20 protein-coding genes are annotated in these 24,132 nt (G+C 73.7%); 17 read left to right on the forward strand and 3 right to left on the reverse strand.

The genetic code is table 11. The annotated features are described in order from the left end of the window. Window positions 1–81 precede the first annotated feature (81 nt). The 10 genes from GA0115242_RS07405 to GA0115242_RS07450 all read left to right on the forward strand — a co-directional run bounded on the left by GA0115242_RS07405 (window position 82) and on the right by GA0115242_RS07450 (window position 15,140). On the forward strand, window positions 82–1,896 hold the full coding sequence (locus GA0115242_RS07405; protein ID WP_093825759.1) for a methylmalonyl-CoA mutase family protein: 1,815 nt from the start codon (window positions 82–84) through the stop codon (window positions 1,894–1,896). Further along, window positions 1,896–4,088, forward strand: a complete 2,193-nt coding sequence (gene scpA / locus GA0115242_RS07410; RefSeq protein WP_093825761.1) for a methylmalonyl-CoA mutase — start codon at window positions 1,896–1,898, stop codon at window positions 4,086–4,088. The genes GA0115242_RS07405 and scpA overlap by 1 nt, the downstream gene beginning before the upstream one ends. Before the next feature lie 5 nt (window positions 4,089–4,093). Beyond that, a complete protein-coding gene (gene meaB, locus GA0115242_RS07415) occupies window positions 4,094–5,140 on the forward strand; it encodes a methylmalonyl Co-A mutase-associated GTPase MeaB (protein WP_093825763.1) in 1,047 nt (348 codons plus the stop codon). Between the two features lie 46 nt (window positions 5,141–5,186). After that, window positions 5,187–6,389: a cytochrome P450 gene (locus tag GA0115242_RS07420; RefSeq protein WP_093825765.1), complete on the forward strand. Its 1,203-nt coding sequence runs from the start codon at window positions 5,187–5,189 to the stop codon at window positions 6,387–6,389. A 168-nt stretch (window positions 6,390–6,557) separates the two neighbouring features. Beyond that, the gene (locus GA0115242_RS07425; protein WP_093825768.1) at window positions 6,558–7,847 is read left to right on the forward strand and encodes an ABC transporter substrate-binding protein; all 1,290 of its coding nucleotides are present in this window, start codon (window positions 6,558–6,560) and stop codon (window positions 7,845–7,847) included. A gap of 49 nt (window positions 7,848–7,896) precedes the next feature. Continuing rightward, window positions 7,897–8,835 carry a carbohydrate ABC transporter permease gene (locus GA0115242_RS07430; protein ID WP_093825771.1) on the forward strand — a complete coding sequence of 313 codons (939 nt, stop codon included), beginning with the start codon at window positions 7,897–7,899 and terminating at the stop codon, window positions 8,833–8,835. A gap of 12 nt (window positions 8,836–8,847) precedes the next feature. Continuing rightward, the gene (locus GA0115242_RS07435) at window positions 8,848–9,675 is read left to right on the forward strand and encodes a carbohydrate ABC transporter permease (RefSeq protein WP_093825774.1); all 828 of its coding nucleotides are present in this window, start codon (window positions 8,848–8,850) and stop codon (window positions 9,673–9,675) included. Next, window positions 9,672–10,715 carry a LacI family DNA-binding transcriptional regulator gene (locus GA0115242_RS07440; protein ID WP_093825776.1) on the forward strand — a complete coding sequence of 348 codons (1,044 nt, stop codon included), beginning with the start codon at window positions 9,672–9,674 and terminating at the stop codon, window positions 10,713–10,715. Before GA0115242_RS07435 ends, GA0115242_RS07440 begins: the two co-directional genes overlap by 4 nt. 145 nt (window positions 10,716–10,860) lie before the next feature. Continuing rightward, a complete protein-coding gene (locus GA0115242_RS07445; protein WP_093825778.1) occupies window positions 10,861–12,795 on the forward strand; it encodes a glycoside hydrolase 5 family protein in 1,935 nt (644 codons plus the stop codon). After that, window positions 12,792–15,140: a glycoside hydrolase family 3 N-terminal domain-containing protein gene (locus GA0115242_RS07450; RefSeq protein WP_093825780.1), complete on the forward strand. Its 2,349-nt coding sequence runs from the start codon at window positions 12,792–12,794 to the stop codon at window positions 15,138–15,140. Before GA0115242_RS07445 ends, GA0115242_RS07450 begins: the two co-directional genes overlap by 4 nt. A gap of 21 nt (window positions 15,141–15,161) precedes the next feature. Here the strand turns inward: GA0115242_RS07450 and GA0115242_RS07455 are convergent, their stop codons facing one another. The 3 genes from GA0115242_RS07455 to GA0115242_RS07465 all read right to left on the reverse strand — a co-directional run bounded on the left by GA0115242_RS07455 (window position 15,162) and on the right by GA0115242_RS07465 (window position 16,648). Further along, the gene (locus GA0115242_RS07455; protein ID WP_093825782.1) at window positions 15,162–15,833 is read right to left on the reverse strand and encodes a beta-glucanase; all 672 of its coding nucleotides are present in this window, start codon (window positions 15,831–15,833) and stop codon (window positions 15,162–15,164) included. Window positions 15,834–16,003: 170 nt separating this feature from the next. Beyond that, complete coding sequence (locus GA0115242_RS07460) at window positions 16,004–16,321, reverse strand: hypothetical protein (RefSeq protein WP_093825784.1); 318 nt, start codon at window positions 16,319–16,321, stop codon at window positions 16,004–16,006. 84 nt (window positions 16,322–16,405) lie between these two features. Next, window positions 16,406–16,648 (reverse strand): hypothetical protein, encoded by a 243-nt coding sequence (locus GA0115242_RS07465; RefSeq protein ID WP_141721533.1) that lies wholly within the window; start codon window positions 16,646–16,648, stop codon window positions 16,406–16,408. A 154-nt stretch (window positions 16,649–16,802) separates the two neighbouring features. Here GA0115242_RS07465 and GA0115242_RS07470 point away from each other — a divergent pair, with 154 nt between their 5' ends. The 7 genes from GA0115242_RS07470 (at window position 16,803) to GA0115242_RS07500 (ending at window position 24,088) form a co-directional block, all read left to right on the forward strand. Continuing rightward, window positions 16,803–17,765 carry a bile acid:sodium symporter family protein gene (locus tag GA0115242_RS07470; protein WP_256089384.1) on the forward strand — a complete coding sequence of 321 codons (963 nt, stop codon included), beginning with the start codon at window positions 16,803–16,805 and terminating at the stop codon, window positions 17,763–17,765. Between the two features lie 158 nt (window positions 17,766–17,923). Next, on the forward strand, window positions 17,924–18,400 hold the full coding sequence (locus tag GA0115242_RS07475) for a ferritin-like domain-containing protein (protein WP_202555036.1): 477 nt from the start codon (window positions 17,924–17,926) through the stop codon (window positions 18,398–18,400). A 413-nt stretch (window positions 18,401–18,813) separates the two neighbouring features. Then, a complete protein-coding gene (locus tag GA0115242_RS07480) occupies window positions 18,814–19,950 on the forward strand; it encodes a cytochrome P450 (protein WP_093825790.1) in 1,137 nt (378 codons plus the stop codon). A 58-nt stretch (window positions 19,951–20,008) separates the two neighbouring features. Beyond that, entirely contained in the window at window positions 20,009–21,136 is a 1,128-nt protein-coding gene (locus GA0115242_RS07485) for an acyl-CoA dehydrogenase family protein (protein WP_093825792.1), read from the forward strand. Between the two features lie 45 nt (window positions 21,137–21,181). Then, the gene (locus GA0115242_RS07490; RefSeq protein ID WP_093825794.1) at window positions 21,182–22,378 is read left to right on the forward strand and encodes a GNAT family N-acetyltransferase; all 1,197 of its coding nucleotides are present in this window, start codon (window positions 21,182–21,184) and stop codon (window positions 22,376–22,378) included. Between the two features lie 4 nt (window positions 22,379–22,382). Then, the gene (locus tag GA0115242_RS07495) at window positions 22,383–22,838 is read left to right on the forward strand and encodes a type II toxin-antitoxin system RatA family toxin (RefSeq protein ID WP_093825796.1); all 456 of its coding nucleotides are present in this window, start codon (window positions 22,383–22,385) and stop codon (window positions 22,836–22,838) included. After that, window positions 22,835–24,088 (forward strand): aspartate aminotransferase family protein, encoded by a 1,254-nt coding sequence (locus tag GA0115242_RS07500; RefSeq protein ID WP_093825799.1) that lies wholly within the window; start codon window positions 22,835–22,837, stop codon window positions 24,086–24,088. Before GA0115242_RS07495 ends, GA0115242_RS07500 begins: the two co-directional genes overlap by 4 nt. The last annotated feature ends 44 nt before the right edge of the window (window positions 24,089–24,132 follow it).

A 24,132-nucleotide genomic window follows, 5' to 3' on the forward strand; every position in this document is an offset into this window, starting at 1 on the left:
CGCGGGCCACTTCCGCCGCGAGAAGAAGATCACAGCCGCGCCCTATGCATCTCCTTAGTTCATCTGCCCTAGCATCCGCCCATGACGGTCCTGCCTGACGACGGGCTCGCGCTGGCCGCCGAGTTCCCCGCCGCGACACACGAGCAATGGCAACACCTGGTGACAGGCGTGCTGCGCAAGTCCGGCAAGGAGGTCTCGGACGACACGGCCGAGGACGCCCTGTCCACCGTGCTGGAGCCCGGTCTCCGCACCCGCCCCCTCTACACGGCGCGCGACGCGGCGCCCGACCCCGGCCTGCCCGGCTTCGCGCCGTTCGTGCGCGGCGGGCGCCCGGACGGCAACACCGCGGGCGGCTGGGACGTGCGCCAGCGGCACGCCACGGCGGACGGCGACGCGATCCTCACCGACCTGGAGAACGGCGTCACGTCGCTCTGGCTGGTCGTCGGCGAGAGCCGGGGCGGCATCCCGGTGTCCGCGCTGGACCGGGCGCTCGACGGCGTCTACCTGGACCTGGCGCCGGTCGTCCTGGACGCGGGCGCCGAGACGCAGGCCGCGGCGGACGAGCTGCTGCGCATCCACCGGGAGCGGGGTGTGGCCGCCCAGGCGGTCCACGGCAACCTCGGCGCCGATCCGCTCGGCCACGAGGCCCGCACCGGAGAGCCCTTCGAGGGCCCCGCGCCCGCCGGGCTCGCCGAGCGGTGCGTGCGGACCCACCCGGGGCTGCGGGCGCTGACCGTGGACGCGCTGCCGTACCACGAGGCCGGTGGCTCGGCGGCGCAGGAACTGGGCTGCGCGCTGGCGACCGGGGTGGCCTATCTGCGGGAGCTGACCGAGGCCGGTCTCGGCGTCGGGCAGGCGCTGCGCCAGATCGAGTTCCGGTACGCGGCCACCGCCGACCAGTTCCTGACGATCGCCAAGCTGCGGGCGGCGCGGCGGCTGTGGGCGCGGGTCGCCGAGGTCTGCGGGGACCCGGGGGCCGGTGCCCAGCGGCAGCACGCGGTGACGTCCCCGGTGATGATGACGCGCCGCGACCCGTGGGTGAACATGCTGCGCACGACCGTCGCCACGCTGGCGGCGGGGGTGGGCGGCGCGGACGCCGTCACGGTGCTCCCCTTCGACCAGGAACTCGGGGTGCCCGACGGGTTCGCCCGGCGGATCGCCCGCAACACCTCCACGATCCTCATCGAGGAGTCCCACCTGTCCCGGGTGATCGACCCGGCGGGCGGCTCCTGGTACGTGGAGCGGCTCACCGACGAACTCGCCCACGCGGGCTGGGAGTTCTTCCAGACCGTCGAGCAAGCGGGCGGCCAGCGGGCCGCGTTGCGCTCCGGGATGGTCGGCGACCGGCTCGCCGAGACCTGGGCGGTGCGCTCCGCGAATCTCGCCAAGCGCCGCGAACCCGTCACCGGCGTCAGCGAGTTCCCGGACCTCGCCGAGAAACCGGTGGTCCGCGCGCCCGCACCGGCCGCCCCCACCGGCGGCCTGCCGAAGGTGCGGCGCGACGAGGCGTACGAGGCGCTGCGGGCCCGCTCCGACGCCCATCTCGCCGCCACCGGCGCCCGCCCCCGCGTCTACCTGGCCGCCCTCGGCCCGGCCGCCGCGCACACCGCGCGGCTCACGTTCGCCTCGAACCTCTTCCAGGCGGGCGGCATCGAACCCGTCACGGACGGTGACTTCGCCGCGAGCGGGGCCGTGGCCGCCTGCCTCTGCTCCAGCGACGCGCTCTACGAGGAGCGGGCCGGGGAGGTGGCGCGGGAGCTGCGGGAGGCCGGTGCCACGCGGGTGTTCCTGGCCGGCCGTCCCGGGAAGTACGAAGGTGTCGACAGCTACGTCTTCGCCGGGTGCGACGCCGTCGCCGTGCTCTCCGCCACGCTCGACCTCATGGGAGTGTCCTGATGACCGCGCCCTCCGTGCCCCCCGTCCCCGACTTCTCCGGGATCGGGCTGGGCACCCCGTCCGCGCACGGCGGCCCCGACGAGTGGGGGCACGCGCTGAAGAAGGCGACCGACGGCGACGACCCGCTCTGGCAGACGCCCGAGGGGATCGCCGTCAAACCGCTGTACACCGGGCAGGACCTGGAGGGACTCGACTTCCTCGGCACCTATCCGGGCATCGCCCCGTACCTGCGCGGCCCGTACCCGACGATGTACGTCAACCAGCCGTGGACGATCCGCCAGTACGCCGGGTTCTCCACCGCCGAGGAGTCCAACGCGTTCTACCGGCGCAACCTCGCCGCCGGGCAGAAGGGCCTGTCGGTCGCCTTCGACCTGCCCACCCACCGCGGGTACGACAGCGACCACCCGCGGGTGACGGGCGACGTCGGCATGGCGGGCGTGGCCATCGACTCGATCTACGACATGCGGCAGCTCTTCGACGGCATCCCGCTGGACCGGATGACGGTGTCGATGACGATGAACGGCGCGGTGCTGCCGGTCCTCGCGCTGTACATCGTGGCCGCCGAGGAGCAGGGCGTGCCGCCCGAGAAGCTGGCCGGGACCATCCAGAACGACATCCTCAAGGAGTTCATGGTCCGCAACACCTACATCTACCCGCCGAAGCCGTCGATGCGGATCATCTCCGACATCTTCGCCTTCACCTCGCAGCGGATGCCGCGCTACAACTCCATCTCGATCTCCGGGTACCACATCCAGGAGGCGGGCGCGACGGCCGACCTGGAGCTGGCGTACACGCTCGCGGACGGGGTGGAGTACATCAGGGCGGGCCGTGAGGCGGGCCTGGACGTGGACGCGTTCGCGCCCCGGCTGTCGTTCTTCTGGGCGATCGGCATGAACTTCTTCATGGAGGTCGCCAAGTTGCGGGCGGCCCGGCTGCTCTGGGCCAAGCTGGTCAAGCAGTTCGGTCCGCAGAACACCAAGTCGCTCTCCCTGCGCACGCATTCGCAGACCTCGGGCTGGTCGCTGACCGCGCAGGACGTCTTCAACAACGTGACCAGGACATGCGTGGAGGCGATGGCCGCGACCCAGGGGCACACCCAGTCGCTGCACACCAACGCCCTCGACGAGGCGCTGGCGCTGCCCACGGACTTCTCCGCGCGCATCGCCCGCAACACGCAGCTGCTGATCCAGCAGGAGTCGGGCACGACCCGCGTCATCGACCCGTGGGGCGGCAGCGCGTACGTCGAGAAGCTCACCTACGACCTCGCCCGCCGGGCCTGGCAGCACATCCAGGAGGTCGAGCGGGCGGGCGGCATGGCGCAGGCCATCGACGCGGGCATCCCCAAGCTGCGGGTCGAGGAGGCGGCGGCCCGGACGCAGGCGCGCATCGACTCCGGACGCCAGCAGGTGATCGGCGTCAACAAGTACCGGGTGGACAGCGACGAGCAGATCGACGTGCTGAAGGTCGACAACTCGTCGGTGCGCACCCAGCAGATCGAGAAGCTGCGGCGGCTGCGCGCGGAGCGGGACGAACGCGCCTGCCAGAACGCGCTGTCCGCGCTGACGAGGGCCGCTGCGGGCGAGGGCAACCTGCTGGAGCTGGCCGTGGACGCGGCCCGCGCCATGGCCACCGTCGGGGAGATCTCCGACGCGCTGGAGAAGGTCTACGGGCGGCACGCGAGCCAGATCCGTACGATCTCGGGTGTGTACCGCACCGAAGCAGGCGACTCCCCGGCCGTCGGGCGCACCCGTGCGCTGGTGGACGCGTTCGAGGAGGCGGAGGGCCGCCGTCCGCGCATCCTGGTCGCCAAGATGGGCCAGGACGGCCACGACCGCGGCCAGAAGGTCATCGCGACCGCCTTCGCCGACCTCGGCTTCGACGTCGACGTCGGCCCGCTGTTCCAGACCCCGGCCGAGGTGGCGCGGCAGGCCGTCGAGGCGGACGTGCACGTCATCGGGGTGTCGTCGCTGGCCGCCGGTCACCTCACCCTGGTGCCCGCGCTGCGCGACCAGCTCGCCGAGGAGGGCCGTGAGGACATCATGATCGTGGTCGGCGGGGTGATCCCGCCGCAGGACGTGCCGACGCTGCTGGAGATGGGCGCGGCGGCCGTCTTCCCGCCCGGCACGGTCATCCCCGACGCGGCCCACGATCTGGTGAAGCGGCTGTCGACCGGCCTCGGCCACGAACTCTGAGCACCATGGCAGTCATCGATCCACAGACGTACGTGAAGGGTGTCCTCGACGGGAAGCGGGCGGTGATCGCGCGCGCCATCACCCTCGTCGAGTCCACCCGTCCGCAACACCGCGTCCTCGCCCAGGAGTTGCTGACCGCGCTGCTGCCGCACAGCGGCCGGTCGCGGCGGATCGGCGTCAGCGGGGTGCCCGGGGTGGGCAAGTCGACGTTCATCGACGCCTTCGGCACCCTGCTCACCGGGCTCGGCCACCGGGTCGCCGTCCTCGCCGTCGACCCCTCGTCCAGCAGGTCGGGCGGCTCGATCCTCGGCGACAAGACGCGGATGGAGCGGCTGGCCGTCGACCCGGCGGCCTTCGTCAGGCCCTCCCCCACCGCGGGCACGCTGGGCGGTGTGGCGAAGGCGACCCGCGAGTCGATCGTGGTGATGGAGGCGGCCGGTTACGACGTGATCCTGGTGGAGACGGTCGGGGTGGGCCAGTCGGAGACGGCGGTCGCCAACATGGTCGACACGTTCCTGCTGCTGACCCTGGCCCGCACCGGCGACCAGCTCCAGGGGATCAAGAAGGGCGTCCTGGAGCTGGCCGACGTGATCGCCGTCAACAAGGCGGACGGCCCGCACGAGCGGGACGCGCAGGTGGCGGCGCGTGAACTGGCGGGCGCGCTGCGGCTGATGCACGGCAAGGACGCCTTCTGGACGCCACCGGTGCTCAGTTGCAGCGCGCGGGAGTCGACCGGACTCGAACAGGTCTGGGAACGCCTGGAGCAGCACAGGACCCGGCTGGACTCCGCCGGCAGGCTCGCCTCCAAACGCCGGGACCAGCAGGTCGACTGGACCTGGACGATGGTCCACGACGAGCTGCTGGACCGGCTGCGCCGGGACCCCGCCGTGCGGTCCCTCGCCCCGTCGCTCGAACAGGCGGTGCGGGCGGGCGAGTTGACGGCGACACTGGCCGCCGAACGCATCCTGGGCGTCTTCGGCGACGGCCGCCCGCGTACCACGGGAGAGGGACACGGGGAGGGCGGCGGGGAGAACGCGCCGTCCGCGGGGTAGTCACCGGTTCGGGCAGCGACCCGGGCGGCGACAGGAGAACCACGCGATGACCGCGGACGACGTGACCACGTGCCCCTTCGACTTCAGCGAGGCCCTGGAGTTCGATCCGGCGCTCGCCGAGCTGATGGCGCGGGGCTCCCCCGTCCGGATCGCGCTGCCGTACGGCGCGGCCCCCGCCTGGCTGGTGACCGGGTTCGAGCAGGTGCGCCGGGTCACCGTCGACCCGCGGTTCAGCCGGGCCGCGATCGTCGGCACCGACTTCCCCCGGATGACCCCGGGGCCGATCGTCTCGCCCGAGTCGATCAACGTGGCGGACCCGCCGCGCAGCAGCCGGTTGCGGCGGCTGGCGGCGCAGGCGTTCACCCAGGAGCACGCGGACCGGATGCGCGGCCGGATCACCCGGATCGCGGACCGCCTGCTGGACGGGATGGCGGCGCAGGGTCCTCCGGCGGACCTGGTGCGCCACCTCTCCGACCAGCTTCCCGAGCTGACCGTCCTCGACCTGCTCGGCATCCCGCGCGCCGACTGGCCGCCCACCCGGCACCGGCTGCGGCTGCTGCTCGGCACCGGAGCCGGGGGCGGTGCGGACGCGGCCGCCGCCAAGACCGCGCTGCGCGCCTATTTCCACGAGCTGGTGCGGGAGCGGCGCCGGGTGCCGGGCGACGACCTGATCAGCGCGCTGGCCGCCGCCGCGGACGGCTCCGACGTCCTCGACGACGACGAGCTGGCCGTCATGGCCCTGACACTGACGCTCAGCGGGGTGGACACGGCCACCTGCCAGATCAGCGACATCGCCTACCTGCTGCTGACCCGCCCGGAGCTGGCCGACGACGTGCGCGCCGGACGGCGGCGGCTGCCGGACGTCCTGCACGAGCTGCTGCGCGTCATCCCCTTCCGCAAGGGGGTCGGCATTCCCCGGGTCGCCCTGGAGGACGTGGTGATGGACGGGGTGCTCATCCGCGCGGGCGACTACGTGCACGTCTCGTACCTGGCCGCGAACCGCGATCCGGCCCGTTACCCGCGCCCGCACGTCCTCGACCCGGACCGGACGGCCCTGCCGCACATGACGTTCGGCTGGGGCGGCCACCGGTGCGTCGCGGTGCCGCTGGCCCTGACGGAGCTGGAGGTGGCCGTCGGCGGCCTCCTGGACCGCTTCCCCGGGCTGCGCCTCGCGGTCGAGCCGCGGGAGGTGCGCTGGGACACCGGCACCATCCGCCGCTTCCCCGTCGCCCTGCCGGTCACCTGGTAGCGCCGGGAGCCCCCTGCCCCACCGGAACCCCCGGACCCGTCAGCCCCTCGCACGTCCTTTCGTCACGCCCACCCCCTTGACCACAGCGGCCCCGCTCCTTAAAGTCCTCGCACCTCACGAGGTACATCGATTAACCAATCGTTAACCGCTTGGTTGGAGACCACCGCTGTGCGCTCATCGCTGACCCGGCGCGGCCTGCTCGCCGCCGGCTCCGGTCTGGCTGCGGCTGCCGCCGTGCCCGCTCTGTCCGGCTGTTCGTCGTTGGCCGCGGCTGACTCCGACCCGGACACCCTCGTCATCCACACGCAGCTCGGCACCACCGCGCCGGGCTCCCCCACCTACCTGGCCGCCCTGGACCGCTTCCGCGAGGAGAACCCGGGCCTGGCCGTGAAGAACCTCATCAACGGCGACGACCTCGGGCAGGTGTACGAGACCTCGCGGCTGGCCCGCAAGGAGGCCGACGTCGTCATGGTGAACCTCTACGACAAGACGCTGGCCTGGACGGACGTCGACGCCACCGTCGACGTCGGCGGGTACCTCGACGACTGGGGGCTGCGCGACCGGGTGCTGCCCGCCGCGCTGTCCGCGTGGACGGACGACAAGGACCGGCTGCGCGCCTTCCCGTACTTCGCGACCAACTGGCCGGTCGCCTACAACCGCGCCCTCCTCGACCGGGCGGGCGTCGGCGCGATCCCCACCACCGGCGACGAGCTGATCGCCGCCGCCCGGAAGCTGCGGGCCAAGGGCATCGCGCCGGTGACCGTCGGCGGCAACGACTGGACCGGGCAGAAGCTGCTCGCGCAGATCATCCAGACGTTCCTGACCCAGGACGAGGCCCGGCACGCCTACTCCACCGGCGACTTCGGCAGCCGGGGCGCCCGCGCGGGCATCGAGTACTTCACCACCCTGCGGGACGCGGGCGTCTTCGCCGACAAGGCGCAGGGCCTGACGTCCGACTCGATGACCACCCAGTACAACACCCAGGCGGCGGCCGTGCAGTCGGCGATGTCGTCGGCGCTGGCGAAGATCCCCGAGGACGTGGTCCGCCACACCGAGGTGGGCGGCTGGCCGGTGGCGGACGGGGCGGCGCACGAACACCCCACCGTCATCCGGGCGTTCACCCTGATCGGCTTCTGGATCAGCCCGAACGGCGTGCGCAAGATCGAGCACGTCGAGAAGTTCCTGCGCTTCATGTACCGGGCGGACACGGTGTCGCGCTTCGTGACGGAGGCGGGCCGGGACATGGCGCTGCGCACGGACACCGTCAGCACCGGCTTCCCGCTGGTGGCGGCGGCGCAGCGGCTCGGCTCCGGCGTGAGCCAGGTGCTGCTGCCCGACGTGTACGTGCCGCCGTCCGCCACCCAGCCGCTGATCACCGCGACCAGCACCTCGTTCACCCGCGGGACGAGCCCGGCCCGGGTCAGGGCCGCCCTCGAGTCCGCGTACCGGTCCGCATGAGCCGCCGCACCCTCCCCGTTCCCGCCGACCCGACTCCGGGAGTCACCGCATGACGACGCTGACGACGACACCGGACGGCACCGCGGCCCGCCGGCCCGTCCCGCCCTCGGCCCCCGCCGCGCGCAGCACGCCACGGCAGGGCGGCACCGTCCTCGCCGTGCCCGCTCTGGTCTGGTACCTGGTCTTCATGGTCGGGCCGATGATCGCCATCTTCGTGATCGCGGCCCTGCACTGGCCCGGGATGCTGCAGCCGGTCTCGTTCGCCGGGTGGGGCAACGTCCGTACCGTGCTGGACGATCCGGTGTTCTGGGACGCCGTGGCGAACACGGCCGTCCAACTGGCCGTCGCGGTACCGGTGATGATCGTCTGCGCGTACATGCTGGGCTACTACGTGGCCCAACGGCCGCCCGGACACCGGGTGATCCGCTATCTGCTGTTCATCCCCGGGCTCATCTCGACGCCCGCGAAGGCGATGGTCTTCTACGCGGCGCTGTCGCCCGACGGGCTGGTCAACGGGGCGTTGCAGGGCGTGGGCCTCGGCTCGCTGACCGACGCGTGGCTGGCGTCCCCGTCGACGGCGCTGGCCTGTCTGATCGCCCTGGACGTGTGGAGCGGCATCGGGTTCACCGCCGTTCTCTTCGCGGCGCGGCTCAACAGCGTGCCGGGTGAGCTGGGCGAGGCGGCCCAGCTCGACGGGGCGGGGCACTGGCGGACGATGTGGACGGTGCACTTCCCGGTGATCCGGGACTACGTCGGCGTCGTGACCATGCTCCAGTTCCTGTGGACGCTGTTCGGCTCGGCGCAGCACGTGCTGCTGCTGACGCAGGGCGGTCCCGGGACGTCGTCGACGACCCTGTCGTTCCTCGTGTACCAGAAGGCGTTCATCGCCGCGGACCTCGGCTACAGCCAGACCGTCGGGGTGTTCCTGTTCCTGACCGGGCTCGTCGGTCTGCTCGCCATCCGCCGCGTCTTCCGCCAGACCTACTGATCGGATCCCACCATGAAGCTCGGCAAGCGCTGGCTCCCGGCGCACGTCCTGGTGTGGACGTACGCGGTGCTGCTCGTCGTTCCCCTGTACTACTTCCTCGCGTCGGCGTTCAAGAGCAACGACGCGATCTTCGACCGGCCGTTCGCGCCGCCCACCTCGCTGGGGCTGCACAACTTCCGCACCGCGTTCGAGAGCGCCGACCTGGGGCTCGCGATCGTCAACTCCGGTCTGGTGACGGTGTTCTCGCTGGCGCTGACGCTGCTGCTGGCGGTGCCCGCGGCGTTCGCGCTGGCGCGGTCGACGGGGCGGACGGCGGGGCTGATCGAGAAGGTGTTCTCGCTGGGGTTCCTGATCCCGACCTTCGCCGCGCTGTTCCCGACGTTCCTGCTCGCGGCGGCCACCGGTCTGTTCCACACCCGCGCCTTCATGGTGCTGTTCCTCCCGGCGACGGCGCTGCCGCTGTCGGTGGTGATCCTGGTGCAGTTCATGCGGACGGTGCCCGCGGAGATGGAGGAGGCGGCCCGGCTGGACGGGGCGTCCACGTTCGCGGTGCTGCGGCACGTCTACGCGCCGATGTGCCTGCCGGGGATCGCGACGGTGCTGCTGCTGAACTTCCTGACGTTCTGGAACGAGTACCTGTACTCGCTGGTCATCATCGGCCCCGATCCGGCGCAGCGCACGGTGCAGGTGGCGCTGCCCACCCTGAAGTCGATCACGGGCACGGACTACGGCGTGCTGACGGCGGGCACGGTGCTGACCCTGGTGCCGGTGTGGCTGGTGTACACGGTTCTGCAGAAGCGGATGCAGCAGGCCCTGGTCAGCGGCGCGGTGAAGATGTGAGCGCGCCCACCGAGCGGGCCGGGCGCCGTCCCACGATCAAGGCGGTCGCCGCCGCGGCGGGCGTGTCGACGGCCGCCGTCTCGCAGGCCTTCAACCAGAAGGGGCGGCTGTCGGAGACGACCCGGCGCCGCATCCTGGACGCGGCGTCCGACCTCGGCTGGTCGCCCAGCGCGCCCGCCGCGGCGCTGCGCAACGCGCGCACCCGCAGCCTGGCCCTGGTGGTGCGCCGGCCGACCGACGTGCTCGGCGCCGACCCGCACTTCAGCGAGCTGATCACCGGGATAGAGGGCGAACTCGCGCCGCGCGGCTACGGTCTGCTGCTGCACCTGGTCACCGGCCCGCGCGAGGAGAACGCGCTGTACGAGCGGCTCGCCGCCGAGGGCCGGGTGGACGGCGCGGTGCTGACCGACGCCCGTGACGACGACGCGCGTCCGGCGCTGCTGGCCCGGCTCGGGCTGCCCGCGGTGCTGCTCGGCTCCCCCGACGACACCGCCGTCGTCCCCCGGGTCGGGCTCGGTGAGCAGGGCGCGGGGGTCGCGGAGGCGGTGGCGCACCTGCTGCGTCTCGGGCACCGGCGGGTCGCCTACGTGGCCGGTCCGCCGGAGCTCCAGCACACCCGGGTGCGCCGGGCGGCGTTCGAGGAGGCGCTGCGCGAGGCGGGGCTGCGGCCGTTCGCGGTGCTGCACACCGACTTCAGCGAGCGGATGGCGGTCGGCGCGACGCAGGCCCTGCTGGACGCGCGGGACCGGCCGACCGCCGTCGTGTACGCCAACGACTCGATGGCGGTGTGCGGGATCGGCACCGTGCAGCGGGCCGGGCTCGGTGTCCCGCGGGACGTGTCCGTCGTCGGCTACGACAACCTGCCGCTGGGCAGTTGGCTGCATCCGCGGCTGACCACCGTCGACCAGCGGGTGCAGCAGGTCGGCGCGGCGGCGGCCCGGCTGCTGCTCTCGCTCTGCGGCGAGGAGGTCGGCGCGGCGGCGCTGGCCGGACGGCCCCGGCTGGTCGTCCGCGAGTCGACGGGACCGGCGCCCGACTGACCTCCGCCCCGGCGGGGACCGGCAGCCCCGGCGCCCGCCGGTCCCGGCGCCCCTGACCGCCCTCCCCGCCGCCCGATCCACCGGGCCCCGTCGCTCCGTTGCCGCCGGGCCCCTCACCCCCACTCCCGAACATCCGAGAAGGACCATGCGACGCCACAGCGCCCAGCTCACCCACCAGCCCGACGTCCTGCCCTGGCTCGGCGCCAACTTCTGGTCCCGCACCGGGGGTCCGCTGATGTGGCGGGACTACGACCCGAAGACCGTGCGCGAGGAGTTGCGGGTCCTGGCCGAGCACGGGCTGAACATGACCCGCTCGTTCTTCTACTGGCCGGACTTCCACCCCGAGCCGTACCGGGTGGACGACGAACTGTGCGCGCGGTTCGAGGACTTCCTCGACGCCCACCGGGAGGCCGGGATGGGGACCGTGCCGACCTTCATCGTCGGCCACATGTCCGGGGAGAACTGGGACCCGGCCTGGCGCGGCGGCCGCGACCTCTACGAGGACGTGTGGATGGTGGGCCGGCAGGCCTGGTTCGTGTCCCGGATGGCCCGCCGCTTCAAGGACCACCCGGCGGTCACCGGCTGGCTGATCACCAACGAGATGCCCGGCTACGGGCGGATCTACCAGGTCGACCCGCCGTCCTCGGACGTGGTGACGGCGTGGGCGCAGGCCATGTGCAACGCGGTCCGGGCGACCGGCGCCACCCAGCCGGTGTCGCTGGGCGACGGCGCCTGGGGCATCGAGGTGACCGGCCGCGACAACGGCTTCTCGCTGCGGGACACCGCCGAGTACGTCGACTTCGTGGGCCCGCACGTCTACCGCTCGGACACCGACAGGACCCGTCAGCACTACCGCGCGGCCTTCGAGTGCGAGCTGGCCGCGGTGACCGGACAGCCGGTCGTCCTGGAGGAGTTCGGCCTCTCCACCGACACCGTCTCGGCGGCCAACGCCGGTCTCTACTACCGGCAGACGCTGCACAACTCGCTGCTCGGCGGGGCGACCGGCTGGATGGCGTGGAACAACACCGACTACGACGACCTGTGGGACCGCTCGCCCTACGACCACCACCCGTTCGAGATGCACTTCGGCATCACCGACTCCACCGGGGCGCCGAAGGAGCCGCTGCGCGAACTGGCCGCGTTCGCCGATGTGTTGCGGGCGGTGGACTTCGCGCGCTGCGCCCGCGCCGACGCGGACGCGGCCCTGGTGGTGCCCGCCTTCCTCGAACGCGGTTACCCCTACAGCCGACCGGCCGACCGGCCGCTCATCTTCACGTCCCTGCACCAGAGTTACGTCACCGCGCGGGCCGCCGACCTGCCGGTCGGGTTCCTGCGCGAGGCGGACCTGCTGCCGGGCGAGGCGTCCCTGTACCTGCTGCCCGCCACCCGGCAGTTGACCACGCGCACCCGGCGCGAGCTGGCCCGCAGGGCGGAGGCGGGCTCGACGGTCTACCTGTCGTTCTGCTCCGGCGAGCACCCGGCGACCCGCGGCCCCTGGTTCGACGACCTCGACGGGTTGTTCGGCGTGGAGCTGCAGCTGTCGTACGGGGTGGCCGAGCCGATCGAGGACGACGTCCTGGAGATGACGTTCACCGAGGACTTCGGCGGGCTGCGGGCGGGCGAGGTGCTGCGCTTCCCGGTCGCCGGGAACGAGGACAGCCGCGCCTACCTGCCCGTGCTGCCGCGGGAGGGCCGGGTGGTCGCGGTGGACGCGCACGGCCGTCCCGCGCTGGTCGTCAGGGAGACGGGCACGGGCCGCACGGTGCTGGCCACCTACCCGCTGGAGCACATGGCGGCCAGGACCGCGCGGGCCAACCCGGACACCACGCACCGGCTGTACGCGGCGCTGGCCGAGGTGGCGGGCGTACGGCGTCCGGTCACCGTGCCCGACCCGCACGTCAGCGCCGACGTCCTGGTCCACGAGGACGGCCGCCGCTTCGTGTGGCTGGTCAGCCAGAGCCCCGAACCGCTCACCGTGCGCCCGGTCGCCGACGGCCGTCTGCACGACCTGCGCGACGGCACGCCGGTGTCCGAGGTGCCGCTCGACGCGTACGGCGTCACCGTGCTGGAGCTGCGATGACCCTCCCCCGCTACCGCGATCCGGCCGCGCCGGTGCCCGACCGGGTGCGCGACCTGCTGGGCCGCATGACGCTCACGGAGAAGGTCGGGCAGGTCAACCAGCGCATGTACGGCTGGCACGCCTACGAGCGCGCGGCCGGGGGGCACCGGCTGACGGAGGCGTTCCGCGCGGAGGTCGCCGCCTTCGGCGGGATGGGCGCCCTGTACGGGCTCCAGCGGGCGGACGCCTGGTCCGGGGTCGGTTTCGCGGACGGCCTCGACGCCGTGGACGGCGCGGCGATGGCCGCCCGGGTGCAGCGGCACGTCAGGGAGACCACCCGGCTCGGCATCCCGGTGCTGCTGGTCGAGGAGATGCCGCACGGCCACCAGGCCCTGGACGGCACGGTGCTGCCGGTGAACCTGTCGGTGGGGGCGACCTGGGACCCGGAGCTGTACGCGCAGGCGGCGGCCGCGGCGGGCGCCGAACTGCGCTCCCGGGGCGCGCACGTGGCCCTGGTCTCCGCGCTCGACCTGGTGCGCGACCCGCGGTGGGGCCGGGCCGAGGAGTGCTTCGGCGAAGACCCGTATCTGGCGGCCCGGTTGACGGAGGCGCTGGTCGAGGGGGCGCGGGAGGCCGGGGTCGGGGTGGTGCTCAAGCACTTCGCCGGTCAGGGCGCGACCGTAGGCGGGCGCAACAGCGCGGCGACCGAACTCGGCGCGCGCGAGCTGCACGAGATCCATCTGGTGGCGGCGCGGGCGGGGGTCGCGGCCGGGGCGAGCGGGGTGATGGCGGCCTACAACGAGTTCGACGGGCTGCCGTGCGTCGCCAGCCGGTACCTGCTGACGGAGGTGCTGCGGGAGCGGTGGGGGTTCGACGGCCTGGTGATGGCCGACGGCGGCGCGATCGACCGCCTGGTGCGGCTGACGGACGATCCGGTGACGGCCGGGGCGCTGGCCCTGGACGCCGGGTGCGACCTGAGCCTGTGGGACGCCTGCTTCCCGCGGCTGGCGGAGGCCGTGGAGCGCGGGCTGCTGTCCGAGGAGGCGCTGGACACGGCCGTCGCCCGGGTCCTGACGGCGAAGTTCCGCCTCGGCCTCTTCGACGAGGACCCGCCGGGGCCGGACCCCGACGGCGCGGGGGCGCGGGACGCCGCTCCCGGCAGGGACCGGGGGCCGGACGCCCCGGAGGTCCCGTCCGTGGCCGCCCGCGCGTGGGACGCCGGGGACGTGGGTGAGCGGATCGCGCGGGCGTCGATCACCCTCCTCGCGCACGACGGCGCCGTCCTCCCGCTCTCGCCCTCGGCGGGCCGGATCGCGGTGATCGGTCCGAACGCCGACTCCGTGGAGCAGCAGATCGGCGACTACACCGCGCCCCAGCGGCCCGGCAGCGGTGTCACGGTCCTGCAGGGCGTGCGGGCGGCGGTCGCGCCGGGCACCGAGGTCGTCCACGCGCGCGGCTGCGAGCTGGTCGGGGACGACCGGGGCGGGCTGCCCGAGGCGGTCGCGGCGGCGGCCGGCGCCTCGGTGGCGGTCCTGGTGCTGGGCGGGTCGAGCGCCAGGTCACGCACCACGGCTTTCGACGACAACGGCGCCGCCGTCGCCGGTTCCGGGGCGGCGCCCGGCATGACCTGCGGCGAGGGGGTCGACCTCGCGGACGTGTCGCTGCCCGCCGGGCAGCGGGCGCTGCTCGACGCGGTGGCGGCGACCGGGACGCCCGTCGTCGTGGTCCTGGTGCAGGGGCGGCCGCACGCCCTGCCGGACCTGCGGGACCGGGCGGGCGCGGTGCTCAGCGCCTGGTACCCGGGGCCGCGCGGCGGGCGGGCGGTCGCCGACGTCCTCTTCGGCGTGCACGAGCCGCGCGGGCGGCTGCCGGTGTCGGTGCCCAGGTCGTCGGCCCAGCTGCCGGTCTTCCACAACGGCAAGGACCACCGCTACCGGGGGTACGTCGACGAGAGCCACCAGCCGCGCCACGCCTTCGGGCACGGGCTGGCGTACACGGACGTGGAGTACGGGACGCCGCGCCTGTCGGCGTCCCGGGTGGCGGCCGACGCGCCGGACCTGACGTGCCGGGTCGCCGTCCGCAACACCGGGGACCGGGCGGCCGTCGAGACGGTCCAGCTCTATCTGCGGCGGCTCTCGGGCGGTTCGTCCTGGCCCAGGGTTCGGGAACTGCGCGGGTTCGTGCGGCTGTCGCTCGCGCCGGGCGAGCGGGCGGAGGCGGTGTTCGCGGTCGGCCGGGACACCCTGTCCTCGCTGGACCGGGACCTGGCCTGGGTGGTGGAACCGGGGACGGTGGCGCTGGGGACGGGACCGGCGTCGGACCGGACCCTGGAGGCACGGCTCGACATCACCGCGCCGTCCCGCTGACCCGCGCGGCCGCCGCCGGGGTCACCCACCGGGCGGCAGGCTCACCGGGCGGTGCACGACGAGGCTCTCCACCGTGTAGGACAGCTCGGTGGTCGCGGCGTCGGGGTGCGGGTGGTAACGACCGGCGGAGACCGAGAGGTTGACGATCAGGGACGCGTACCAGCCGACCCCGACGCCGCGGTTGTCGGAGAAGACCCGCTTGCCGTTCAGCGACCAGACGACGCTGCGTCTGCCGAACGTCACGCTCAGGTCGACGAGGCCCCCGGGGCCGACGGCGTCGCTGCGCAGGTCGCGTCCGGCCCGGCGCACGTGGTTGCTGAACTCCAGCAGGTGGGGGTTGTCCGGGTGGTACTCGAAGACGTCCACCTCGTTGCCGCCGTCGCGCCAGGTCCAGATGGCGGGCCAGGCGCCCACCCCGACGGGCAGCCGCACCCGGGCGTCGAGCCGGTCCCCGGTGCGGACGGCGAAGCCCTCGGCGCTGCCCTCGGTGGTGAGCAGCCCGGTGTCCCAGAGGCCGTCGGTCCTGCGGGTGGCGCGGAACGTGCCGGTGCGGGAGTGCGCGGGGTCGGCGGTGAGGTGGTCGAGTTTGTCGTCGCCCGGGTTGGTGGGGCCGCCGCCCGGATAGGCCCAGGAGCGGCCCGCGACCCACTGGGACTCGGACGCGAAATCTGCGGTGAAGACGACGTCGGTCACGCGCGGGCTCCTTCGAGGCCGGAAAAGTCAGCGGATGCCCGGCTTCTCCCCCGCGTCGTGCCCGCCATGCGGGGCGCGGCGGCCCCTTCGGCGTGTTTCACCCGGGCGAGTGAAGGAGACCCGCCCGGGACGGCCCGGCGACCCCGCGCGCGGGCCGTCGTCCGGCGCGCTCAGGCCCCGCTGTCGATGCCTGTGATCACCGCCGGTCCCAGCGGCGCGCTCCCGTCGTCGAGCCCGACGGCGGCCAGCGCGGACTCGGCGAGCCTGCGGGCCTCCCGCTCGGCCTCGGGGCCGGTGTCGGCGTCGACGGTGAGACGGACGGTGAACGTACCGTCGTCGTTCACGCTGAGGATGTCGAGGTCCTCCTCGCTCCCGATCTGCGTGTGGTGCGGGTCCGCCGGGCGCAACGCCCGGGTCAGCTCCGCCCGCGTCGCCGGTCCTGCGGCGCGGGTGAACGTGCCCGGCACCGAGATGACGTACGTCGTCATGGCAATCCTCCCTGGTCGCTCTACGCCTACCCCGGTCGGGCCACAAGATCCCGGGCCCGTCCGCACCCGGCCGGAAGGGCCGGGTCAGGTCCGTTCGGGCTGCACGCGGACGGGGACGTCGGCCCTGCGGTGGGCGCCCGCCTCCCAGAGGCACCAGGTCGACCAGAGCAGCAGCACGAGGAAGACGGCGAGCAGACCGAGCAGCAGCAGGGTCTGCCGGGCCGTGCCGTCGCCCCTGGCCATGGTGAGCAGCAGACAGAAGGTCCAGGTGACCGCTCCGCCCGCATAGAGGGTCCTGAGCCGTCGCAACTGCCTAGTCGAAGCCATCGTCGTCCTTCCGGTTCCGCCCGTCACGCGATGCCCACCCCGTACCCCCGGCGGACGACTTCACCGCGCGCTCACGGTCCGATTTTCACTCCGGAGAAGATCACATCGCGAGACACCGTTGCATCATGCACCTGACCAGGCGTTGTCTCGCACGGTGAGAACCGAAGAACCCGTACACGTCAGCAACGACGACGGCGTCCGCGACCGCGCGGCGCGTCGTGCCGTCACCGTCTTCCCGATCCTCGTCCTCGCGGCGGGCGCCCTGGGCCTGCTGCTGCCCGGCGGCTTCACCGGCTGGGGCGGGGCCGTGCCGTACCTGCTGGGGGTGGTGATGTTCTGCATGGGCGTCACCATGACGCCGCAGGACTTCCGCGGGGTCGCGCGCCGGCCGTGGGCGGTGGCGCTCGGCCTGGGCGCGCACTACGTGATCATGCCGGGCCTCGGCTGGGCCATCGCGCACCTGCTGCAGCTCCCGCCGCAGCTCGCCGCGGGCGTGATCCTGGTCGGCTGCGCCCCCAGCGGCACCGCCTCCAACGTGGTGACCTACCTGGCCCGCGGCGACGTGGCGCTGTCGGTCTCCGTGGCGACCGTCTCCACCCTGGCCGCCCCGCTGGTCACCCCGCCGCTGACGCTGCTGCTGGCCGGTGCCTATCTGCCGGTCGACGCCGGTTCCATGGTCACCGACATCCTGAAGACGGTGCTGCTGCCGGTGCTCGCGGGCCTGGCCGTGCGCCTGCTGGCGGGCCGCTGGGTGGAGCGCGCCCTGCCCGCGCTGCCGTGGCTCTCGGCCGTGACCATCGGGGTGATCGTGACGGTGGTCGTGGCGGGCAGCGCGGACGCCATCAAGTCCGCCGCCCTGCTGGTGCTCGTCGCCGTGGTGCTGCACAACGGACTCGGTCTGGCGCTCGGGTACGGCGCCGGGCGGCTGGCTGGGCTGGGCGAGCCGGGCAGCCGGGCGATGTCCTTCGAGGTCGGCATGCAGAACTCCGGGCTCGCCGCGTCGCTGGCCGCCGCCCACTTCAGCCCGCTGGCGGCGCTGCCCGCCGCGGTCTTCTCCGTCTGGCACAACGTCTCCGGGGCGCTGGCGGCGGCCTGGCTGTCGCGGCGCGGCCGCTGAGGGGTCCGTTCGGTCCGGGGCGCGGCGTGTCAGCGTCCCGGCGTCCGGGAGGTGCCGCACAGTTTCGGCTGTACACGAAGGCACTCACGTCTGGAGTCCGAGTGGAGAACAAGTTCGAGATCGACGTCACGAAAATCCGGAACGACGCCCGCGCGCACATGGACGAGGGGCCGGTGACGAAGACGTACGGCGCCGACCGTGAGCGTCTGATCGAGGTGCTGAACCAGGTCGTCGCCACCGAGATCGTCTGTTATCTGCGGTATTCGCAGCACGCGATCGCGGCCACCGGTATCGACCGCGCCCAGGTGGCGGCCGAATTCACCGAGCACGCCACGCAGGAAATGCAGCACGGCCTGTGGGCGGCGGAGCGCGTGAGCCAGCTCGGCGGCAAGCCGGACTTCGATCCGACGACGCTGAAGGAGCGTTCGCACACCGAATACGTCACCACCGACGAGACGGACCTGAAGCGCATGCTCCAGGAGAACCTGATCGCCGAGCGGATCGTCATCACGACGTACCAGGAGATGATCCGCTGGATCGGCGAGAGCGACCCGACCACGCGGCGGATGCTGGAGCGGATCCTGGAGGAGGAGGAAGAGCACGCGGACGATCTGAGCGACCTGCTCGGCATCTGACCCGGCGCCTCCGACCGGCCCCGTCCGCGGGGCGCGGTGCGGCCCGGCGCCCCGGCGGCCGGACGGGATCCGACGTGCGGGCGCCGGGCGGCGGAACCGCCCGGCCCGTCCCGGCTCCGCCCGGCGACACGGCCCGCTCCGGCACGCCACGGCTCCGATACATACCGAACACCCGGCGATTATCGCATCAATATGAGAGTTAATTCCTTTGGGGTAAGGAATGGTGTGTGCCGCAGGCATCCACTACGCTCACATGAGAACGATGACGAACCGCTCACCCCGCCCCCGGCGGTCACGGAGCGGTCGGCGGGAATTCGAAGGTGTGCCTGGTGGATGCCGATTCCATTCTCTTATCGATTTTCTCAGCCGAAGGCAGGGAAAACCCCTACCCGCTGCTCGCCGAACTCCGTGAAATGGACGCGGCGCATCACAGCGAGGAATTCGGCACCCGCTTCCTGACACGATTCGCGGACTGCCAGGACGCCCTGTCCGAACCCGGTCTCCAGGTCCCCGACCGCGCCTGGTGCGCCCGTGAGCTGACGCGCTGGAGCGACCATCCGGCCGCCGACTTCTTCTACTCCTCGATGCTCGCCACCAACGGCCCCGACCACGAGCGGCTGCGCCGGCCGGTGGCGCGGACGTTCACCGCCCGCCGGGTGGCCGCGCTGCGCGCGCAGGTGGAGGCGGTCGCCGACGAACTGGTGGACCGGTTCGCGGAGGCCGCGTCCGGCGGCGGCCCGGCGAACTTCCAGGACCTGGTGGGACAGCCCCTGCCGGTCGCCGTGGTCGGGCGGCTCATCGGTGTCCCCGACACCGAACGCGACCACCTCGCCGAGCTGGGCCGGGGCGCCACCCGGCTGCTGGAGCCGGTCCGCACCCCGGAGGACTGGGCGGCCGCCGACCGGGCCGTGGTGGCGCTGCGGGAGTACTTCGCCGACGTGCTGCGCCAGCGGCGCGCCCGGCCCCGCGACGACCTCGCCTCGGCCCTGCTCGACCAGCGGGGACCGGATCAACGTCCGCTGACCGAGCGGGAGTTGGTGGACATCCTGCTGCTGGTGTTCGTGGCCGGATTCGAGACCACCGCCGGACTCCTCGGTCTCGCGGTGTTCGCGCTGCTCACCCACCCCGACCAGCTCGCCCTGGTCCGCGCCGACCCCGCGCTGCGGCCCGCCGCCGTCGAGGAGGCGCTGCGCTGGGACGCGCCGGTGATGATGACCGAGCGGGTCGCCGCCCGCCCGCTGGAGATCGCCGGCACCAGGCTGCCCGCCGGGGCCAGTGTGACGACGGTGCTCGCCGCGGCCAACCGCGACCCCCGGCGCCACCCCGACCCGGACGCGTTCCGGGTCGGCAGGACCGGGACCAAGGTGCTCAGCTTCAGCGCGGGCGCCCACCACTGCCTCGGCGCCGCCCTCGCCCGGCTGGAGGGCGCCGCGCTCATCGGCCGCCTCTTCGACCGGTTCCCCGCCCTCTCGCTGGCCGGGGAACCGGTGCGGCGGGACTCGGTCGCGCTGCGCTCCTTCGACGACCTCCCGCTGGCCGCCGCCGGATAGGCGGCGCGGCGCCCGTCGTCCCCCTCCCGCTCTGCCGCACCCCCGAAGGGCTCCCCCCGTGAACTTCCTGCACCTCGAACGCGCGACCCTCGACTCCTTCCTGCCCGGACTCGACGAGACGCTCGCCCGCCGTCCCCTGACCGAGCTGGAGAGCGCGCCGAGCCCGGCGATCGACGCGTTCCGGGAGGCCGGCGGGCCGGGGCTGCTGGTGCCCGCCCAGAACGCGGGTTCGGGTCTGACGCCGTTGCAGGCCGTGCGGGTGCAGCGGGCCGTCGGCGCGCGCTGCCCGTCCCTCGCGGTGGCCACCACCATGCACCACTTCTCGGTGGCCGGTCTGGTGGAGGCCGCCAAGTACGGCACCGGCGTCGAGGGCCTGCTCCTGGAGGCGGTCGCCACCGACCGGCTGCTGCTCGCCTCCGGGTTCGCCGAGGGCCGCACCGGACAGAACATCCTGCGCCCGCACATCACCGCCGAGCGGCGAGGCGAGCGCATCCTCCTCAACGGCAGCAAGATGCCGTGCAGCCTCTCCCGCTCGATGGACCTGCTGACCGCGTCCGTCACGATGAAGGACGACGACGGGGTGGACCGCCTCGCCGTCGCGCTCGTCCCCGCGGAGTCCCCCGGCATCGAGGTCAGGCCGTTCTGGCGCAACCCGATCCTGGCCGGGGCCGAGAGCGACGAGGTGGTCCTCACCGACGTCGAGGTCGACCCGGAGATGGTGGTGCTGACCGACGTCACCGCCGACGCCGTGCCCGACTCCCTGAACGTGGCCGGGTTCCTCTGGTTCGAACTGCTGCTGACGGCGGCCTATCTGGGCGTCGCCAGCGCCCTCGTCGAACGGGTCCTGGAACGGCCGGGGGCCGCCGACGACCCGACCCCGTACCTGGTGGGGGTGGACGGCGCGATGCTCGCCGTCGAGGCGGTGGCGCGGGCGATGGACGACGAGGAGTGGGGCGACGCGCTGCTGGTGCGGGCGCTGACCGCCCGGTACGCCGCCCAGGACGCCATCGCCGAGACGACCCGGGTCTGCCTCGCGGCCCTCGGCGGCATGGCGTTCATCGGCTCCCCCGACGGCTCCTACCTGGCGGCCGCCGCCGTCGGCCTCACCTTCCACCCGCCGTCCCGCGCGCGGATGGCCCGCCCGCTGCGCGACTGGCTCGACGGCCGTCCGCTGCGCATCGGCTGACCGCTCCCCCGCCCGCACCCGAACCCCGACAAGGAGGTGATCCCGATGGACCGGGCCACCGGCCGCCCCGGCTACCGCGTCGAGATCCTTCCCGGCGCCGACGCGCTGCCCCGCGAGGAGTGGGAGCGCCTCGCGCCCGCCGACGACCCGATGTGGTCGCGGGGGGTCTTCACCGCCCTGGAGCACTCCTCCGTCGGCCCCGACGGCTACGCCTGCCTGGTGGTGCGCCGAGACGGCGAGACGGTGGCCGCGCTGCCGCTCTGCCTCTTCCGCGGGCTGCGCCTCGACGACGTCGTCGGCCCCCGCGAACGCCGTCTCCTCGCCCCGGTGCGGGCCCTCGCGCCACGGCTGCTGCGGGTGCCCATGCTGATCTGCGGCCATCTGCTCGGCCAGGGCCACGTCCTCGCCCCCGGACCCCTGGACGACCGGGCGGCCCGGCTGCTGGTGCGCGGGGTGCTCGGCTTCGCCCGGCGCGAGGGGCTCGGCACGGTCGTCCTCAAGGACTTCGCCGCCGCCGATCTCACCCCGCTGCGCCCGGCGCTCACCCGGGCCGGGTTCTTCCTCGCCCCCGGCCTGCCCGACACCGAACTGCGCCTGGGACACGCCTCGTTCGAGGACTGGGTGGCCGCGCTGCCCGCCAAGCCGCGCCGCAACGTCCGCAGCAAGCTCCGCAAGTTCCACGCCCGGCCAGGACTGCGGGTGGAGGTCCTGGACGACTTCGCGCACCTGCTCCCCGAGGTCCTCGCGCTCTACCGGCAGGTGATGGCGCGCGCCGACCAGACCCTGGACGTCCTCGACCACGACTTCCTGGCCGCCCTGCACGCCGCTCGCGAGCCGCGGCGCAGGCTCGTCGCCTGCTTCGAGGAGGACCGGCTGGTCGCCTTCCTGCTCTGCCTGTTCCGCGGGTCGGGGGCCGTCGGCGCGCGGATCGGCCTCGACTACCGGCTCGCCCACGACGCCCGGCTCTACCACGTCGTCCACTACGAGGCGATCAGGCTGGCGATCGAGAGCGGCTGCGCGCACATCCGCTTCGCGCAGACCGCCTACGAGCCCAAGCGCGAACTCGGCTGCTCCCTCGTCGAGCAGCGGCACGCGATGACCCACGTACGGCCGCTGAACCGGGCCGTGCTGCGGCAGGTCCTGCCGCGCGCCCTGGCCGCCTCGGTCGCCGACGCCCTGCGCCCGCACCGCACCCCGGACGCCGACCGCGCCCGGACAGCCCACCCGCACGGAGAAAGGTGACCCCATGCCACGAGTCGACGTGGACCAGCGCATCGAGGTGCCGCCCGACACCGCCTGGGCGGCGGTCGTCGACGTGGAGCGCTACCCGGACTGCATGGAGAGCGTCGACTCCGTCGTGGTCACCGAGCGCCCCGACGACCGGCACCGCACCACCGCCTGGTCGGTGCGGCTCGGGGGCTCGCTGCTGCACTGGACCGAGGCGGAGGTGATCGACCACGCGGCGCGGCGCTTCTCCTTCGAGCAGGTCAGCGGCGACCTCGGCCGCTTCGTCGGGCACTGGGCCGTCCGCGCCGAGCCGGACGGCGGCAGCACCGTCTCGCTGCACGTCGACTTCGACATCGGCATCCCGCTGCTCGCGGAGATGCTCAACCCGGTGGCCGCGGACGCCCTGCGGGAGAACGCCGCGCAGATGCTCGCCGCCCTGGAGCAGCGCCTGCTGCGGCGCACGGTCGCGCCGTGACGGCGCCCGCGGCGGCCGCCGCCCCTGAGGTCTTCAACCGGCTGCGCCGCCACCTCTCCCCCAAGCTCGCCCTGACCGGCAGCTTCGCCGGGCGCGGTGCCGTCGAGGAGTCCGCGCGGGGGTGCCGGGTCACGCTCTCCGACGGGCGCTCGGCGCTGGACTTCGGCTCCTACGCCGTCACCCTGCTGGGGCACCGGCACCCGGCGGTGACGGCCGCCGTCCGGGAGCAGCTGGAGACCATGCCGACCTCCACCCGCAGCCTGGCCAACCCGGTCACGGCCGACGCGGCGGCCCGGCTCTCCGGGTACCTGGACGACCGGCTGCCGAAGGTCTACTTCGGGCTCGGCGGCGCCGACGTCGTGGAGGTCGCCGTCAAACTGGCCCGCCTCGCCACCGGCCGCGGCCGGGTCCTCGCGGTGCGCGGCGGCTTCCACGGCAAGACCCTCGGGGCGCTCGCCCTGACCCACAGCCCGCTCTACCGGGTGGGGCTGCGCGGCTGCGCGGTGGACGTCGTCCACCTGGATCCCGGGGACCCGGACGCGGTGCGCCGCGAGACGGCCGCCGGGGACGTGGCCGCGCTGGTCTTCGAACCCGTGCAGGGCGAGAACGGCGCCGTGCCGCTGCCCCGCGAGGTGCTGCGGCAGTGGTGCGAGGACGCCCATCGGCACGGGGCCTTCGCCATCGCCGACGAGATCCAGTGCGGGCTGCGCCGGTGCGGCGAGCGCTCGGTGGCGCTCGCCGACCGACTGCCCGTGGACGCCGTGCTGTTCGGCAAGCCGCTGGGCGGCGGCGTGGTGCCGCTGTCGGCGCTGCTCTGTTCGGAGCGGATGTACGCGCCGCTGGCCGCCGACCCGTTCCTGCACTCGGCGACCTTCGGCGGGCATCCGCTGAGCTGCGCCGCGCTGCCCGCCGCGCTCACCGCCATCGAGGAGCTCGCGGAGCGCGGCGCCGGGTCGGCGGCCCTCCTGGACGAGGCGCTCACGGCCCTCGCGGCGCGGTATCCCGGTGCGGTCGTCGAGGTGCGCGGCCGGGGGCTGCTGCGCGGCGTCGAGTTCGCCACGCCCGCGACCGCGGGCGCCGTCGTGGTCGGGCTGGCGGGCGCGGGCCTGCTGGTCTCGCCCTGTCTCGGCCGGCCGACCACCGTCCGTCTGCTGCCGCCGCTGGTCGCCACGGCCGCGGAGATCACGGAGGCGGTCGGCATCCTCGACGCGGCGGTCGCGGGCGCGGCCGCCGTCACCGGGGCCGGTTGAGACCCGCACCACCGAACCCCTGCGTACCGGAAGGAACCCCCGAC

This window comes from Streptomyces sp. SolWspMP-5a-2 (assembly GCF_900091845.1).
Lineage (GTDB): Bacteria > Actinomycetota > Actinomycetes > Streptomycetales > Streptomycetaceae > Streptomyces > Streptomyces doudnae.